20 protein-coding genes are annotated in these 14,389 nt (G+C 54.5%); 11 read left to right on the plus strand and 9 right to left on the minus strand.

The genetic code is table 11. The features are described 5' to 3' along the window. From hisG to hisB, 3 genes are read left to right on the plus strand one after another with little or no spacing between them, the layout of a single operon-like run. Positions 1-915, plus strand: coding sequence for an ATP phosphoribosyltransferase (hisG, locus tag ABSB80_RS07345; protein WP_428369658.1), 915 nt, complete (start codon positions 1-3; stop codon positions 913-915). Between the two features lie 4 nt (positions 916-919). Continuing rightward, entirely contained in the window at positions 920-1,630 is a 711-nt protein-coding gene (hisA, locus tag ABSB80_RS07350) for a 1-(5-phosphoribosyl)-5-[(5-phosphoribosylamino)methylideneamino]imidazole-4-carboxamide isomerase (RefSeq protein ID WP_428369660.1), read from the plus strand. Then, positions 1,627-2,208, plus strand: a complete 582-nt coding sequence (gene hisB, locus ABSB80_RS07355; protein ID WP_428369662.1) for an imidazoleglycerol-phosphate dehydratase HisB — start codon at positions 1,627-1,629, stop codon at positions 2,206-2,208. Before hisA ends, hisB begins: the two co-directional genes overlap by 4 nt. A gap of 426 nt (positions 2,209-2,634) precedes the next feature. On the opposite strand, the gene ABSB80_RS07360 is transcribed toward hisB, so the two are convergent. From ABSB80_RS07360 to ABSB80_RS07370, 3 genes are all read right to left on the minus strand, one after another. Beyond that, positions 2,635-2,841, minus strand: coding sequence for a histone family protein (locus ABSB80_RS07360; RefSeq protein ID WP_292544835.1), 207 nt, complete (start codon positions 2,839-2,841; stop codon positions 2,635-2,637). Positions 2,842-3,037: 196 nt separating this feature from the next. Then, on the minus strand, positions 3,038-3,802 hold the full coding sequence (gene mtxX, locus ABSB80_RS07365) for a methanogenesis marker protein Mmp4/MtxX (protein ID WP_428369664.1): 765 nt from the start codon (positions 3,800-3,802) through the stop codon (positions 3,038-3,040). Continuing rightward, a complete protein-coding gene (locus ABSB80_RS07370; RefSeq protein ID WP_428369666.1) occupies positions 3,787-4,800 on the minus strand; it encodes a methanogenesis marker 2 protein in 1,014 nt (337 codons plus the stop codon). The genes mtxX and ABSB80_RS07370 overlap by 16 nt, the downstream gene beginning before the upstream one ends. 105 nt (positions 4,801-4,905) lie before the next feature. Here ABSB80_RS07370 and ABSB80_RS07375 point away from each other — a divergent pair, with 105 nt between their 5' ends. Beyond that, complete coding sequence (locus tag ABSB80_RS07375) at positions 4,906-6,306, plus strand: replication factor C large subunit (RefSeq protein WP_428369668.1); 1,401 nt, start codon at positions 4,906-4,908, stop codon at positions 6,304-6,306. On the opposite strand, the gene ABSB80_RS07380 is transcribed toward ABSB80_RS07375, so the two are convergent. Then, a complete protein-coding gene (locus tag ABSB80_RS07380) occupies positions 6,283-6,702 on the minus strand; it encodes a UPF0146 family protein (RefSeq protein ID WP_428369670.1) in 420 nt (139 codons plus the stop codon). The two genes, ABSB80_RS07375 and ABSB80_RS07380, sit on opposite strands and share 24 nt — an antisense overlap. Positions 6,703-6,719: 17 nt before the next feature. On the opposite strand from ABSB80_RS07380, the gene ABSB80_RS07385 reads away from it, so the two are divergent. Further along, on the plus strand, positions 6,720-7,259 hold the full coding sequence (locus tag ABSB80_RS07385) for an archaemetzincin family Zn-dependent metalloprotease (protein ID WP_428369672.1): 540 nt from the start codon (positions 6,720-6,722) through the stop codon (positions 7,257-7,259). Between the two features lie 228 nt (positions 7,260-7,487). Further along, positions 7,488-8,480: a histone deacetylase family protein gene (locus tag ABSB80_RS07390; RefSeq protein ID WP_428369674.1), complete on the plus strand. Its 993-nt coding sequence runs from the start codon at positions 7,488-7,490 to the stop codon at positions 8,478-8,480. An 8-nt stretch (positions 8,481-8,488) separates the two neighbouring features. On the opposite strand, the gene ABSB80_RS07395 is transcribed toward ABSB80_RS07390, so the two are convergent. The 3 genes from ABSB80_RS07395 to ABSB80_RS07405 all read right to left on the minus strand — a co-directional run bounded on the left by ABSB80_RS07395 (position 8,489) and on the right by ABSB80_RS07405 (position 10,199). Continuing rightward, on the minus strand, positions 8,489-9,052 hold the full coding sequence (locus ABSB80_RS07395; RefSeq protein ID WP_428369676.1) for a hypothetical protein: 564 nt from the start codon (positions 9,050-9,052) through the stop codon (positions 8,489-8,491). Positions 9,053-9,108: 56 nt separating this feature from the next. Next, positions 9,109-9,480 (minus strand): HEAT repeat domain-containing protein, encoded by a 372-nt coding sequence (locus ABSB80_RS07400; protein WP_428369678.1) that lies wholly within the window; start codon positions 9,478-9,480, stop codon positions 9,109-9,111. 203 nt (positions 9,481-9,683) lie between these two features. Next, positions 9,684-10,199 carry an RDD family protein gene (locus tag ABSB80_RS07405; RefSeq protein ID WP_428369680.1) on the minus strand — a complete coding sequence of 172 codons (516 nt, stop codon included), beginning with the start codon at positions 10,197-10,199 and terminating at the stop codon, positions 9,684-9,686. A gap of 171 nt (positions 10,200-10,370) precedes the next feature. Between ABSB80_RS07405 and ABSB80_RS07410 the strand changes: the two genes are divergently transcribed. Next, positions 10,371-11,498 (plus strand): hypothetical protein, encoded by a 1,128-nt coding sequence (locus tag ABSB80_RS07410; protein WP_428369682.1) that lies wholly within the window; start codon positions 10,371-10,373, stop codon positions 11,496-11,498. A 43-nt stretch (positions 11,499-11,541) separates the two neighbouring features. Here ABSB80_RS07410 and ABSB80_RS07415 read toward each other — a convergent pair whose 3' ends face one another. Further along, on the minus strand, positions 11,542-11,727 hold the full coding sequence (locus ABSB80_RS07415; protein WP_428369684.1) for a tautomerase family protein: 186 nt from the start codon (positions 11,725-11,727) through the stop codon (positions 11,542-11,544). 531 nt (positions 11,728-12,258) lie between these two features. Between ABSB80_RS07415 and ABSB80_RS07420 the strand changes: the two genes are divergently transcribed. After that, positions 12,259-12,396 carry a hypothetical protein gene (locus ABSB80_RS07420; RefSeq protein WP_428369686.1) on the plus strand — a complete coding sequence of 46 codons (138 nt, stop codon included), beginning with the start codon at positions 12,259-12,261 and terminating at the stop codon, positions 12,394-12,396. A 447-nt stretch (positions 12,397-12,843) separates the two neighbouring features. After that, a complete protein-coding gene (locus ABSB80_RS07425) occupies positions 12,844-13,185 on the plus strand; it encodes a nucleotidyltransferase domain-containing protein (RefSeq protein WP_428369688.1) in 342 nt (113 codons plus the stop codon). Between the two features lie 60 nt (positions 13,186-13,245). Here ABSB80_RS07425 and ABSB80_RS07430 read toward each other — a convergent pair whose 3' ends face one another. After that, complete coding sequence (locus ABSB80_RS07430; RefSeq protein WP_428369690.1) at positions 13,246-13,446, minus strand: hypothetical protein; 201 nt, start codon at positions 13,444-13,446, stop codon at positions 13,246-13,248. Positions 13,447-13,752: 306 nt separating this feature from the next. Between ABSB80_RS07430 and ABSB80_RS07435 the strand changes: the two genes are divergently transcribed. Then, entirely contained in the window at positions 13,753-14,049 is a 297-nt protein-coding gene (locus tag ABSB80_RS07435; RefSeq protein WP_428369692.1) for a nucleotidyltransferase family protein, read from the plus strand. A gap of 85 nt (positions 14,050-14,134) precedes the next feature. After that, positions 14,135-14,383 (plus strand): HepT-like ribonuclease domain-containing protein, encoded by a 249-nt coding sequence (locus ABSB80_RS07440; protein WP_428369804.1) that lies wholly within the window; start codon positions 14,135-14,137, stop codon positions 14,381-14,383. Positions 14,384-14,389: the final 6 nt, after the last annotated feature.

Consider the following 14,389-nt stretch of genomic DNA (forward strand, 5'->3'; position numbering starts at 1 on the left):
ATGACAAAATCTGCAAAATCTCCAAAGAAACCCCGTGACACCCCTTCTTTTTCTGATGTCGTACGGCTCGCGATCCCCAATAAGGGGAGGATCGCAACTCCCATCATGGAAATCGTGGAGAAAAGCGGGCTCCACCTTGCAGAGAACGGTGAACGACGTCTCATAACGCGGACGCTCGATCCCCATGTGGAGATCTTATTCGCCCGCCCTGTTGATATCCCGGAATATGTTGCCACGGGGGCTGCAGATCTCGGGATCACCGGTCATGATATGGTTGTTGAACGGCAGGCAGATGTTGAAGAACTTCTTGACCTCGAGTCCGGGAAAGCAAAGCTTGTGCTAGCCGTTCATGAGGATTCTGATATCACCTCGGTAAAACAGCTTCGCGGCCTCAAGGTGGCCACCGAGTTCCCGGTTATCGCCCGCGCATATTTTGAAAAACAGAACGTGGATGTAACGATTGTCCTCGTTGGCGGCGCATGCGAAGCGGCACCCCACCTGGGAATTGCCGATGCCATAATCGATCTTTCAAGTTCGGGAACTACCCTCAGGACAAACCGTCTCCGCGTGATCGACGAGGTACTTGGAACCTCAACCTGCCTGATAGCGAACAGGGCGTCTCTCCGGAATAAAAAAGAGAAGATCGATGAGATCCACCTTGCGCTGGAGAGCGTGATCCGGGCTCGCGGCCAGTGTTACCTCATGATGAACGTAAAACGCTCGTCACTCGATGCGGTGAAACGCGTCCTGCCGGGGCTGTCCGGTCCGACCGTGATGGAAGTCGCATCGAACGAGAACCTGGTCGCGGTTCATGCGGTGGTAAACGAGGAACGGGTTTACTCCCTTATCAACGCCCTGAAGCGTGCGGGTGCAAAAGATATCCTTGTCATGGCGATCCAACGGATGGTCCGCTGATAGCATGAGAATTTTTCCTGCAGTCGATATCCTCGGGGGTCGCTGCGTCCAGCTGGTCCAGGGAAAACGGGAGAGCGCCACGGCGTACGGCGATCCGCTTACCTGTGCAACACGCTGGCTTGACCAGGGAGCGGATGCCCTCCATATCGTCAATCTTGATGGGGCATTTGGCAGGTCTTCAAAAAATGCCGGGCTGATCATCGATCTTGTAAAGAAGACCGGCGTCGAGATCGAGCTGGGCGGCGGGATCCGATCAGTGGACGACGCTTCCCGCTGGCTGAATACCGGTGTCTCACGGATTATCATCTCAACGCTTGCAACAGAGGACCCGGATTCCATCGGGGCCCTTGCGGATGAGTTCGGCAGCGAGCGGGTGATGGCAGGAGTTGATGCCAGGGGCGGGCAGATTGCCGTGCACGGATGGCAGGACACTGCAGGCGATTACCTTGACTGGGCGAAACGGTTCGAAAGCTCCGGGGCAGGATCGCTCCTGTACACCAATGTGGATATCGAAGGCCTGCAGCAGGGTGTCCGGTTCGGGCCGGTGAAGCGGCTGATAAACCAGGTACACATCCCTGTCGTGGTCGCCGGCGGAGTTTCTGCCCGATCGGATGTTGCGGGCCTGCGGGACGCCGGGGCCTGGGGTGCAGTTCTTGGCTCTGCGCTGTACAGCGGGAAGATAGCATTGAAAGATGCACTGGAGGAATGTACATGAGAGCGGTGAATGTGAAGCGGGAAACAAAGGAAACGAAGATAGCGATTCGGTTGAACCCTGACGGAGCAGGGAACGTTTCAGTCGACAGCGGCGTGGCATTCTTTGACCACATGCTCACAGCGATGGCAAAACATGGCGGATTCGATCTTACCTGTACGGTACAGGGGGACCTCGGCGTGGACAGTCACCACACTATCGAGGATATCGGTATTGTTATGGGAGATGCCATTAAAGAGGCAATCGGCGACGGCCGCGGGATATGCCGTTTTGCGCATGCTGTTATTCCGATGGACGAGTCCCTTGCACAGGTCGCACTGGACTGTGGCGGCAGGGGATACCTTGTGTTCAGCGGTACTTTCGGCAACAAAATCGTCGGCAGCATTCCGGCAGATCTCTTCGAGCATTACTTTTACACACTCTGTTCGAGAGCCGGTATTACCGCCCATATCGCCTTCTCCGGCAAAAATGACCATCACGAGTGCGAGGCGGTCTTCAAGGCGTTCGGCATTGCGCTCGGCGAGGCACTGTCGATAAGCGGAAACCGGAAGGCGATCCGGAGCACGAAGGGAAAGTTCTGAAAGGAAGGTCTCAATCCCGGGTTCTGTTGCGTTGTCGGGACGTTTGAATAGTCAACATCGATGGATTACGACGATATCATTTCCGGTAAGTCCCGTTAACGCAACAGCACCCACTCTTTAAAATTCCGTCATCCGTTTTTCAAGATAATTCTTCGGCCCAATTTTCAAGTGAAGCAATTTGCTCATTATAATTTCCGAGAGGAGGAATGCCGAACGTCGGCCCCCCTAACTTCGCAGTTTCGGCGGTGGATGGGATTCTATTGCAAATGAGTCCACGCTCCCCAACCCCCACGAGCCGAAGTGCCGCCACGGGCAGGCACTTCTTTGTCGCGGGGGAGACCGTAGGAATGGCGAATGAAAAACAGACGATAGAATAGGGAAGAAACCTACAATTTATCGTGAATTGTTAAGAGAAAAGAGAGTTGATCAGTTGGACTTTGCTGCCAGGTCAACGTCTTCTTTCTTGATCGTCTTTCTGCCTGCGTGCTCGGCAAGCTTGTTCGCTTCCTTCGTGAGCTGGGCGATGTATTTCTCTGCTTTTGCAACAAGTGCCTCAGCAGCATCGCTTCCTACTCTTTCGGCTCCGTTTTTCTTTGCAATCCGTACAACTGCGGCAATAGGTAAATCTGCCATGTTTCTTACCTCAAAAAGAAATCCTGTTGGTATATATAAATACTTTTTGGGAAAATGCTGTAATTTATCCTGCAATACGATATTGGGGGACGCACTGCAAAGCAAGTGAAAAACGGAGTCCAGAATTTCGCAGAATATTTTTTTATTTGATTATATCGTTTTTTAAGGAAAACGGGGGATTTTTAGGAGTTTTAAATTATTCCAACAAAGATGCTGCGAGCAATAGCGCATTCGCATAATTTGGTGAGGCGCGCGAAGTATCCACGAAAATTCTGCTGATATTTACCACAGGCGCGCCATGACCATGGCCGCCTCCCAGAAATGTGAGGGTACGGAAGACAAGGTTGCCGGAGATGCCGTCCGGTGCGATGATGAGTCCGCAGGTTTCTACGGCATCCTCGATCAGGATCTCACAGTGTGTCGCACCCGAAAGCCGTGCTACCAGTTCCGCTTCCGCCATGCTCTTGTCAACCTGCTCGTGACGACCGATATCTCCGAGCCGTCCCCCGGAAAGGATACCGACCTTTTCCGGTAATCCGAATCTCCTTGCGATTGCCCGCCCTTTGTCGATCAACTCGAGTTTTTCGGCAACGGTCCAGCCCTCGTCAACACCGACCGGAGTGAGCAGGAATTTTTTGCCGTTGACTGTTTCAAGCAGTGCAATGCGTTCAAGATGGTCCACCCCCTCTGCTTTTTTCAAAGCTTTCAGGGTGGCATTTGCAGGGAGGGTCCCCCTCACGGCAGCATCGATTCTTCCTGCAGACAGATCGTCAACCATCGCCTGTTCCGGGTGCGCGTGCTCGGCAATATCGACTGCATTTTCCGAAATACGCGTTGCGATGGTCCCGGGCCGGCAGTAACAGATGATCCTGAATTTTCCGCCAATACTCAGGACGCTTTCAACGACTTTTTCTGCATCGCCGTCGATCCCGATCCCGATTCGCTTCAACGCCCCATGCATGCAATGTCCTCGTCGGTAAGGTGCATGATCCCGTTCTTGATGAAATCGAAGACCTGCGTTTCATCCCCGTCATAGGTGATTCGCAGGGATTTTACACTGTCGACTACGCCGATGACCTTTGCCGTCATGCCGACGCCGCCGAAAAGGAGGACGAGTTCTTCCACGTCCGCCCTTTTTGCAGTCAGGATGAAACCCATTCCGGGATACATCTTGACCCACTGCTCGAAGGTCATGCCGTGCTCCGCAAGGGCGGGTTTCGGTATCAGGCCAAGATCGATCTCGGCCCCTTTCCCGCTCACTTCGAGCAGCATGCCCAGTGTTCCGATAAGGCCGGGATTGCTGATGTCTTTACCAGCGGTTACGAGATGTCTCCTGCCGATAGTCTCAAGAACTGCTATCTGCGCCCTGACTTCCGCGGCAGACTTCATCGTGACAGAATCCCAGTTAAGGGCGCAGGAGGGGTGAACCCGGCCGTTCAGGTCGATTGCAGCAACAACGCAGTCCCCCTCCTGTGCAGTATGGCTGTAGATTATCGAGTCGAGTTGTGCCGATCCCAGGATCGAAACGTCGATTACGCTATAGGGGGCATCCGGGTGGAGGTGGCCCCCGACGATAGGAACTCCGAACTGGGCGGACGCATCATGCATACCTCTGACGACCTGTTCCTGTATGGTTGTTTTGGCAATGGAAAAGATGTCCACCATCGCGATGGGCCGCCCGCCCATGGCAGCGATATCGTGGATATTGACAAGAACCGAGCAGTAGCCGGCCCAGTACGGATCTGCTTCCATGAGCCTGCTCCATATACCGTCGGCTGCAAGGAGAAGCGCCTCGCCGTTATGTTCTATCACCGCTGCATCCTCGCCGAATGAAGCGACAACATGCGGAGCATCGATTTTCAGCGCTTTGACCATCTCGCCGATAGCGTGCTTCCTTTTGACGCCTTCATATTCCCGGACTACTTTTGCGATCGTCTCTGTGGAGCAGCTGTGGACCACGGCATCACCTGGATGAACACTCAAAAATTATTGCTTAAATTATTGCTTGTATGCTATTTTCGTTCATCAGAGATAATTTATTTGATATACGGTCAACGTGTTTGTATGGACTGGGCAGAGAAGTACCGCCCCGCACACCTTGCGGATATCGTCGGGAATACGACTGCGGTACGACAGATAGCGGAATGGGCCAGGACATGGACGAGAAGATCGCGGCCCGTGCTCATCTACGGCAAGCCCGGTATCGGCAAGACTTCCTGTGCATACGCTCTGGCGAATGACATGAACTGGGAGGTCATCGAGCTGAACGCCAGCGACCAGAGGACTGCGGCGGTGATTGAACGTATCGCGGGTGAGGGGAGCACTACGGCGAGCCTGACCGGATCATTCCGGAAGCTGATCGTGCTCGATGAAGCAGATAACCTGCAGGGGACTGCAGATCGTGGCGGTGCCAGGGCAATCATCGAATGCATCAGGGGGGCGCGGCAGCCGATGATCCTGATTGCAAATGACCTGTACGGGCTCTCCCCGGAAATACGCGCACGCTGCGAGCCTGTCCAGTTCAAAGCGATACCGGCACGCTCTATTGCCCCCAGGCTCAAATATCTCTGTTCCGCTGAAAAGGTTGCCTGCAGCGAGGCTGCCGTCCATGCCATAGCAGAAAGTGCCGAGGGGGACATCCGGTCCGCGGTGAATATGCTCTATGCTTCTGCAATCGGGAGGGACAGTCTTGACGATTCAGAGGTCCACACTTCGCAGAAGGACGTACGCGTCTCCATTTTTTCCCTGATCGCGGCAATTTTTGGCAAAATCCCGGATGATGATCTGATCCGTCTTTCCTACGAGGTTGAGGACACCCCCGAGACCGTTGAGCAGTGGGTGGAAGGGAATGTACATCTCATCCCTGATATGTCAGCGGTGGAATCGGCGTACCGGTACCTTTCCCGGGCTGATGAATACCTCGGCTATACGTACCGCAGGCAGTATTATACCCTCTGGAGATATGCAACCGCGGTAATGTTGCTGGGGGTGGCCGATGCGGCAGGGGGAAGAGGGATCCACGCCCGTATTATGCCACCGGAGCGGTGGCAGAAGATGTCAACTGCAAAAAAACAGAAAGCGATCCGGGTTGCGACCCTGAACAGGATCGCAGGGTTGATCCACGTCCCGCAGAGCACCCTGCGGGAGGAATATCTTGGTACTATTTCCATGCTCATCGAGCATGACCCTGCAGGCTACTCAAAGGAGATGTCGTTTGATTACGACCAGCTCAATTTTTTCCTGAACGACCGGGCGCGGTCAGCAGAAATTATCAGGATGATTGTCCAGGAAGAGAAAGGGAAAGAAAAGGAGCAGCAGAAAGAGCAGCAGAAAAAACCGAAGAAAGAAAAAATTCCCGGAGAAGAGATCCCACGCGGATTACCCGCAGAAAATGCGGACCCCGAAGAACCGGCCGAAAAAAAGGCCACCGCAAAGACCCAGTCAACCCTCTTCGACGGGTTCTGATCCCCGGTAATACCGGTGGAGGATCACTCCGCAGTCGATCTTCTCCCCGCCATCCCCATACGATTCGAATCCCAGGTGATAGACGAGGAGATCACAATCGATCTTTTTTGCAAGTGCAATGAGAGGCGGGATCATCTCTTCAGCCGGGCGGATCGCGTAGATCACGTCGGTTCCGGAGTAGACCGTGAGATTGGGATCGAATATATCGTCAACGGTAAAAACAATTTCCGGCGATACTTCTTTCCGGTGAATGTCGGTACATCTGACAGGAATCCCTGCCTTGTGAATCCGGAGCGCTGCGCCCGGGTTGTTGCCAATACCCACCTCGACGGCGCGTTTGTAATGCTCCGAGATGAACCTGCCCACGCACGTCTCAATATGTTTATAGGAGCCCATTCCAACAGAATATAGCGATGCATATCCATATCTTTTGGGATGCCCTCTCCCCGGCCGGCCTCCAGACGCCGGTCAAGCGCATGATCTCTGCCGTTCTCGGCGTTCAGTCTACGGTCTCCGAGAACCAGGTCAGGATGATGGGATATGTGGTCAGCAGGAAACAGATAGACGCCCAGGCGCTGCTCGACAGCATCCAGAATTATAAGCACAGCCACGGTATCACGGAACCTGTCCTTCTTGTCGTCAATCAGGATCTCTTCCGGAACGGCAACAGTTTTGTCTTCGGCCTTGCCCGCCAGCAGGTGGGTGCAGCGGTCGTCTCTACCGCCCGTCTCGACAACGAATATTACGGGCGGGAGAACAACGATGACGACCTGATCGACCGGATCACGAAGGAAGGTGCCCACGAGATCGGGCATCTCCTCGGCCTCGATCACTGCGGGAACAGGGAATGCATTATGTTCAAACCCGATACCCTCGACGAACTTGACCGCAAGAAGAAGATGCTCTGTCCCGTCTGCCGCGAACATCTTGCAGCAATTCTTTCAGATTGCTGAAGTGACCCGGTATATTTCATTCTCCCTGGATTCTCTGTCTCCACTCTTCTGTCCTTTTCCGGGTACCTGTGCAGCATCCGGAAATGGTTCCGGAGGGCCGGCACGGTTCTGTCGTCCCTATCTTTTGGAATATCCTGGTGGTGAAGAACGCCGGATACACAAAACGGATTAACCGGGACCGGCAATTGTCCCGTATCCGATCCGTATGATCCCTGGTGGAGGGGAGCAATGGGAAACTGCTGCATTATCGTCAGCCCGGCCAGTGCCGGACATGATCTTCCCGGACATCCCGAGTGTAACGCCCGCATGGTGAATGTACTCCACGGAGTTCCCCCGGGGATCCCCCGCAGAATCGCAGGGCCTGCACCGGATGAATCTGTGCACCGGGTACATACCCCGTATTATACCGCATGGCTCCGGCAGCGGTCTTGTGCGGCGGCAATTCCCGGCTGGCTTGATGCGGACACCTATGTGACCCATGGCACTTTTATTGCTGCCCGGTATGCGGCCGGCGCAGCGATCATGGCCCTCGATCGCACGCTTGACGGCGAGCACGCATTTGCTCTCGTCAGGCCGCCCGGTCACCATGCCGAGCATGACCGGGCAATGGGTTTCTGTTTTTTCAACAATGCTGCGATCGCCGCTGCTCACGCCCTTGACGCTGTTGACCGGGTTGCCATTGTTGACTGGGATGTCCACCACGGTAACGGGACCGAACACGCATTTTACGGCACGGATAAGGTACTGTACTGCTCAGTGCACCAGGAACATCACTTCCCTTATAGTGGCAGAATCGAAGAATCCGGTACCGGGGCAGGTGAGGGGTATACGATCAATGCTCCCCTTGCGGCCGGCGGAGGACGGGCAGAATTTGTGGCGGTATTCTCAGAACTGTTTGCCCCGGCCCTCGGACGGTTCCGGCCCGGTGCGGTGATCGTCTCGGCGGGGCAAGACAACCTGTCCGATGACCCTCTCGGGAATATGAACCTGCGGCCGGATGATCTCCTTTACCTGACCCGGATCCTTCTGGAGGCTGTCGAATGCCCCCTTGCGCTGGTGCTGGAAGGCGGTTACGGACCTTCCCATGGCGCTGCGATCTCCGGTATTCTTTCAGCACTCTCCTCCCCGGTACCAGGGGACCAGGCGGAAAAAAATACCCCCCTTCCCGGTACGGAACGGATGATTGCCCGGGTAAAAAAACATATTCCCCTGGTGAGATAGGGAGTGATTCACGTGGCGGGAAGGATCTCGATTTCCATCCTGCTGATCTTCTCATACGTTGCTTTCAGCTGGAGGATAGGCCAGAGCTCGTAGAGAAGGACGGTAATCGGCTCCCACATGGCCGCCCACCCGATGACGAGGAGTGCATCCGCAAGGAGCTGGGGCAGGAGCGAATCCCCGAGAGATGCAAAGAACTGCCTGGCGAGCAGCGAGAGGGTGAGGAACGGAAGACCGATCAACAGGGTTGCCCTTCCGTGGCGGATGCGGGCCCGGTATTTCCTGTCCGCCACGAGCATCTTGTACTTGAAATGGTTGTGGATTGCCGGGGCGATCTTCCCTGCCTGTTCCCCATGGGCAAGATCTTTGGGGAGATAGATGATTATCCTGAATTCAGTTTTGGCGGGAAAGTCCTTGACCGTTTCGACGATATATCGCTCTGCTGCAGGATCCAGCTCTTTCTCGTGGAACGGTGCCGGATCGAACGAGTTGAAGAGCTGGATTATGGAGGTGAGTTTGATCTCGAGCAGGATCTTCCCGTCGACCTTCCGATACAGGGATTCGATATCCTCCATGGTGCCGTTCCATTCTCCTATAGCCCGCGAAAGCGGATAAACCTCACGCGGGAACCTTATCCCACCGATCTCCGGCGGTTGATCGCATCGAGCGCTTCCCTGATGATCTCCTGTGCCCCCTCGTTCTCCATCCGGTACAGCCGCTGGAGCGGGTGAATCGCCCGGGCATCGCCGATCATTCCAAGAGCCCAGGCAGCTTTCAGCCTCACCCGCGCATCGTCGTCCCAGAGCGTGCTGATCAGTTCCTCAACCGCATCGTCATCACCGATCCGGCCCAGCATCTCCGCGGCCTTCCACCGGGTGCTTTCGTCGTCGTCCGAGAGCAGCGCTATGAAATGGGCGAGCCTCTCCTCATATTTCCGGGAGTTATCCGGGGATTCTGCTCCCTCCTCCGGCCCGGCACGTTCCCCGGGTTCCTGGTCATCCATGATGTACCGTCAGAGTCAACCTACAAAAAACTTGTGAATCTGAGAGGTCTTCAGATGTCGAGGAGGAGAAGATTTCATCAGAAATCTTCGACTTTATTCCGAGAGGTCTTCAGATGTCAAAGGTCGGCTTTTGCCTCCCTTCTCTTTCTCGGGGTTTGATAACCCCTCGAACCTCGAAGACAAGGAAAAAAATCCGGTTGTAATTACTCTTTATCCTTCACATACATGATTCCGGCCGGCTCCTTGTAATCGGACTTGATCACTACCGTATGCGAGATCCGGTTGAATACCCGCAACTTGGTATCCGGCATGGCCAGCCACCCGATGAGGCAGTCAAGCGGCAGGAGGAACGCCTTGCCGAAACTTTCGATTGCGGCAGTACTATAGGAGATCTTCGACCCGTCCCGGTTGACGACTTTCAGATTCATGCACATCTTACCGATCGACTGGCCACGGAACCCCTCCATGACCGTCCAGTAGGCAAAGAAGAACAGTGTCTGGAACCCGAACTCGAAGGGTTCCCAGTGCCCGAAATCCCAGTACGGGGGAATCGGCCAGAATGGATAGAAAATGCCACGGACGATATCCAGGAAGAGGATGATGAGGATAAAATCGATGAGCCATGCCCAGAACCGGGCACTCCATGCGGCAAGGTACAAGGTTTTCTCCGGGGCCGGGTTGACAGGTACCGGCCCGGTTGTTTCTGGTTCGTCAGACATATCAGGATCTCTGTTGTCTGCCGTGATGAATGAAGGTTACTCTTTGGTATAGTGTGCATACCATCCGCATTGTCCGGATATCCTGTGGAAAAACTATTTCCCGCCGTAATTGATAACGTTAAAAACAATCCTGAAACGGATTACCTTGATCCTATGGAGTGATCGGTTGCTATGACAGACGCAGTCATAACCGAATTTGCGGGCACGCGCAAGGGGACCATCGCCCGGTTCTACCAGTATGGAAACGGGGGCGTGCGGGTACTGGATGCCAGAAAGAACCTGAAGAGGCTCTACCTGTTCGATCCATCCACGAACATCATGACGGAACGGGATCCGACGGGACAGGATACGATCCTCCGGAGGTTCGTCTTCGATCCGTACGGCATGCTGGAAGAGAGCTTTGCTTTCGGCCAGCGGCCCAGGACATTCCGCTACGAGGACGGTGCCCGGAGGATCGCGGTGCGGGAAGGAGGGGAGTACGGTGCGGTGGGGAAGCTCTTCACCTTCGAAGAGAACGGGATCACGGAGACCGGCTGGGGGCGGAACGGCGAGATCGAACGGGTGTACGTCTTCGAACCCGGTGACGAGGCGATCACGGAACGGGCAGGAGGGTGGTATGGCAACGTGGACCGGACGATCGTCTTCGGGGGCATACGCGCCTCGGTCTTCCGCGAGCCCGAGTCGTTCCTCCAGTTCCTGATGTTCACGGAATGGAGCGCGGGCGACCGCGAGGATGCTGTCAACGAGCAGGTATCGAAGATCCGGAGCGGGGGGGCCGGAGTGCCGGGGCGGAGCCGGTACGCGTATACCGGAGCACAGCATGCTTCAGCGGATACCGGTGCATCCGGGCGCGACCAGCGGCCCCGTATGCCTTCCCGTTCCTCCGATGATTCCGGTATCGATTTTATTCCGAGTGCCGACTCACCCGGGTCGGTTGTCCCGCGGGGGCCGGCAGCCTCAGCCCGGCCCAGCCGCGAGATCTCATTTGATGAACGCAGGCCGCGTGGCCGGAATGACCGCGAGCAGTTCCCCGCAGGAAGGAGTGCGGAGATCCCTCTCGAGGAACGGTTTGGGGGGGCCCGTGAGAAAGAACAGTTATCCCGCGGGAGGAGTGTCGAGATCCCCCTTGAGGAACGGTTCGAGGGTGCCCGTGAGAAGGAGCAGCTCTCCCGGGGAAAGAGTGTCGATATCCCGCTTGAAGAGCGGTTCGAAAGTGCCCGTCGCGAACGGGAGAAGTTATCCAAAGGGAAGAGTGCTGATATCCCGTACAGTGAACGCCGGGGCGGCGGGGATCGGTAAAAAATTACAACGATTTTTTCCTTACCGGCTTATCAAAAAAAGTTTACTCGTCGCACCGGAGTCTTCCGCCCTTGGCGATATCCTCGAGTTCTTTCTCTTCGAAAAAGATCGTGACGAGTTCCTTTTTCATGCCCAGGGTGCTCACCAGCGTCCCGGTAAACTCCCTGGCAATCCTCCGCTTCTGTTCGATCGAGATCCCTTTGCGGCTCTTCATGATGATGACGGGCATGGTAGTACCTTGCTCAGGTACTGGGCCGGTTTTCTATTAACGGTCTGCGATCTGCACCTCCACGTTCCACGATTTGCCGGATTGAGAACTTCGATAACGATCCCCCTCACCGGCCCACAATCCAAACCACGTCCCGACCCGACTTTTCCACCCGTAATTGATCTAAAGCGGCATATTTTTGGCAGGAGAATCAAGGAGATCCTGCCGATAGGGGCTTAAAACAGCTCCCCCCAGAAACCAGCGATCGATTTTCTGGCGAATTCGGCCGAAAAAAGGTACCGGAAGGGGCAATCGGAGGTTAAAACAGCCCCCGATGGCCCTACGCCTCCGGACACCGTGGTTACCGTCGAAGAGTCCTGATGGACTCTTCTCCTCCTCTAGGTCTGATGACTTGTCGGACGTCGGAGACCCCACTCCGGCGATCGCAGGGATCACATCCCTGAGAAATTCACGACGACAGCAGATCCAGGGATATTTTAAATTGGAAAAAAACCAATGAGAACCAGCTAAAGGCGCAAGCGAGGTGACAATATGCCAACGAGTAAGAAACAATTGGTGAAGCTGAACCAGGCAAAGAAGGCCAAGGCAGAAGAGCTCTCGAAGCAGGCGGCTGGGGGCAGCAAAGAGGCCCAGAAGAAGCTCAAGAAGCTTGAAAAAAAGCTCAAGTGAGCCGGCGGGAAGGTGCCCCGCTCATTTTTTTGGTTTCCGCGGCGTTCGCCGGGTCTTTTGATGGACGGACCCGGACCCGGATCGTGGTAGAGGGTGTCGTTAATCGCTGGTACTAAATCCAGACCTCAAATCCGACACCCGGAAAAACCCGGACGTGTTCCAACTCCACCCATCCTGACTTTCGCCATCCAAATGTGGCTAAATATGACCTCATCTATTCCCGTCGACGACTCAATGTAAATTCCGGGTCCTGTTCCGCGTTTTTGCGAATTATGACCTCTCGTTCCCGGGGGTTCAGGTAAAAGAGGTTCAACCGGCAACGTTGCGGGCTCCGTTGTACCAGAATTCCTTTACCGGACGATACCCCCCTGACCTTGATGTGGTTCTTGAACAATATACCAGAGAAAAGACCGAAGAAATTGTCTGCGAGACAAAGGAGATTCTCACATGGTTGATGCAAAAGTCCTCGAAGCGGTAAATTTTTTCAGCGCTGTCGTGAGCAAAAACGGGATCCATATCCATGATCTCATCCTGTTCGGATCTTCGGGTCTGGGAACGGCATCTCCCCACAGTGAAATCGATATTGCAATCGTCTCCAGTGATTTCGCAGGCAGGGATATTTTCGAACGGGCACTCATGACTAAGGACGCGGAGATCCAGACCGTCAGAAAATTCAGAGTGGCCCTCGATGTTCTCACACTGACCCCGGAAGAATACCGGGACCCGGCATCGCTTATTGCCGGCACAATCCGGAAAGGAATCATTGTGCCGGTCACTTCATCGGCATGAGGCAATCCGGCAGGCGATTGATCTCATCGGATAACTCGTGCCAGAGCATAAGGGAGAATGTCAATCCTTAATCTCCGAAAGTGAAACGTACCCCTCTCTCTTCCGGCCGCTCCATTTCCTGACATCTTCCTCCAGCCGGCGCTTCTTCCGGTCCTCGATCATCTCTGTCAGAAGATCCGTATAGGTCTGGCCGGCCGCTCGCATCTCCGCAAGATCCTTCCACACCGGTTCTGTAACGGGTATCCGCTTTACCGGTGACATGATCGAATTGTAAGCATGGTAAGTATGAATACTTTCGGCGGATTTTCTTTCTTCATGAGGTGGTGCGGGGCCGGGCTGTTATGGATCGGGTGGACCCGGATCCGGTTTAGTACCGGACCCGTCGTCAATTGCCGGAACGAATGGGCACTGAGAAACGTTAGCGGTACTGACGTATCGGAGAGGGATGAACTTTTCCATGAAAATGAAGGACGCATCCGAATAAGGAGAGGTGGCTCCCAACAGAAATCTTCCCGGGCATAAAATATGTATTAATAGTTCGTAACCCATTTTACCATAGGTACTATCATGAGATCCACCCGGCAGGATATCCTTTCCTCACAGAAAAAGCTCAAAGGGGAAGTTGCACAGGAATATTCTGTGAAGAAGATCGGAGTGTTCGGCTCGGTCGCCCGGAGCGAAGAAACCGAACAAAGCGATGTCGATCTCCTGGTAGAGTTTTCAAAACCGGTTGGTTTTGTCACCTTCATCCGGCTGGAAAATTTTCTTTCCGAACGGCTCGGGGAACGGGTTGATCTCGTAACTGCGGATTCCCTGAAGCCCATAATCCGGCAGGATGTTCTCGCTGAGGTCGTCTATGTCTAAACGCGAAGTTAAATTATACCTCACGGATATCGATGATTCTATCTCTGCTATCCTATCCTACACGAACTGCATGACATACGAGTAACTGTTCGGCGACCGGAAAACCCGCGAGGCGATCATCCTCAATTTTGTTGTTATCGGGGAAGCGATAAAGAAAATCCCGGTGGAGATTATCGACCGGTACCCCAACGTCCCCTGGAAAGAATTCGCAGGAATGCGGGACAAAATGGTCCACGGATATTTCTCGATAAGTCCCATGATTATGTGGGAGACGATCCAGCACGATCTTTCGCCTTTGGCAACCGCGGTAAAAGAACTGCTCAGGGAAAATTAGGGAATC

It is taken from the genome of Methanoregula sp., from assembly GCF_050010295.1.
Lineage (GTDB): Archaea > Halobacteriota > Methanomicrobia > Methanomicrobiales > Methanospirillaceae > Methanoregula.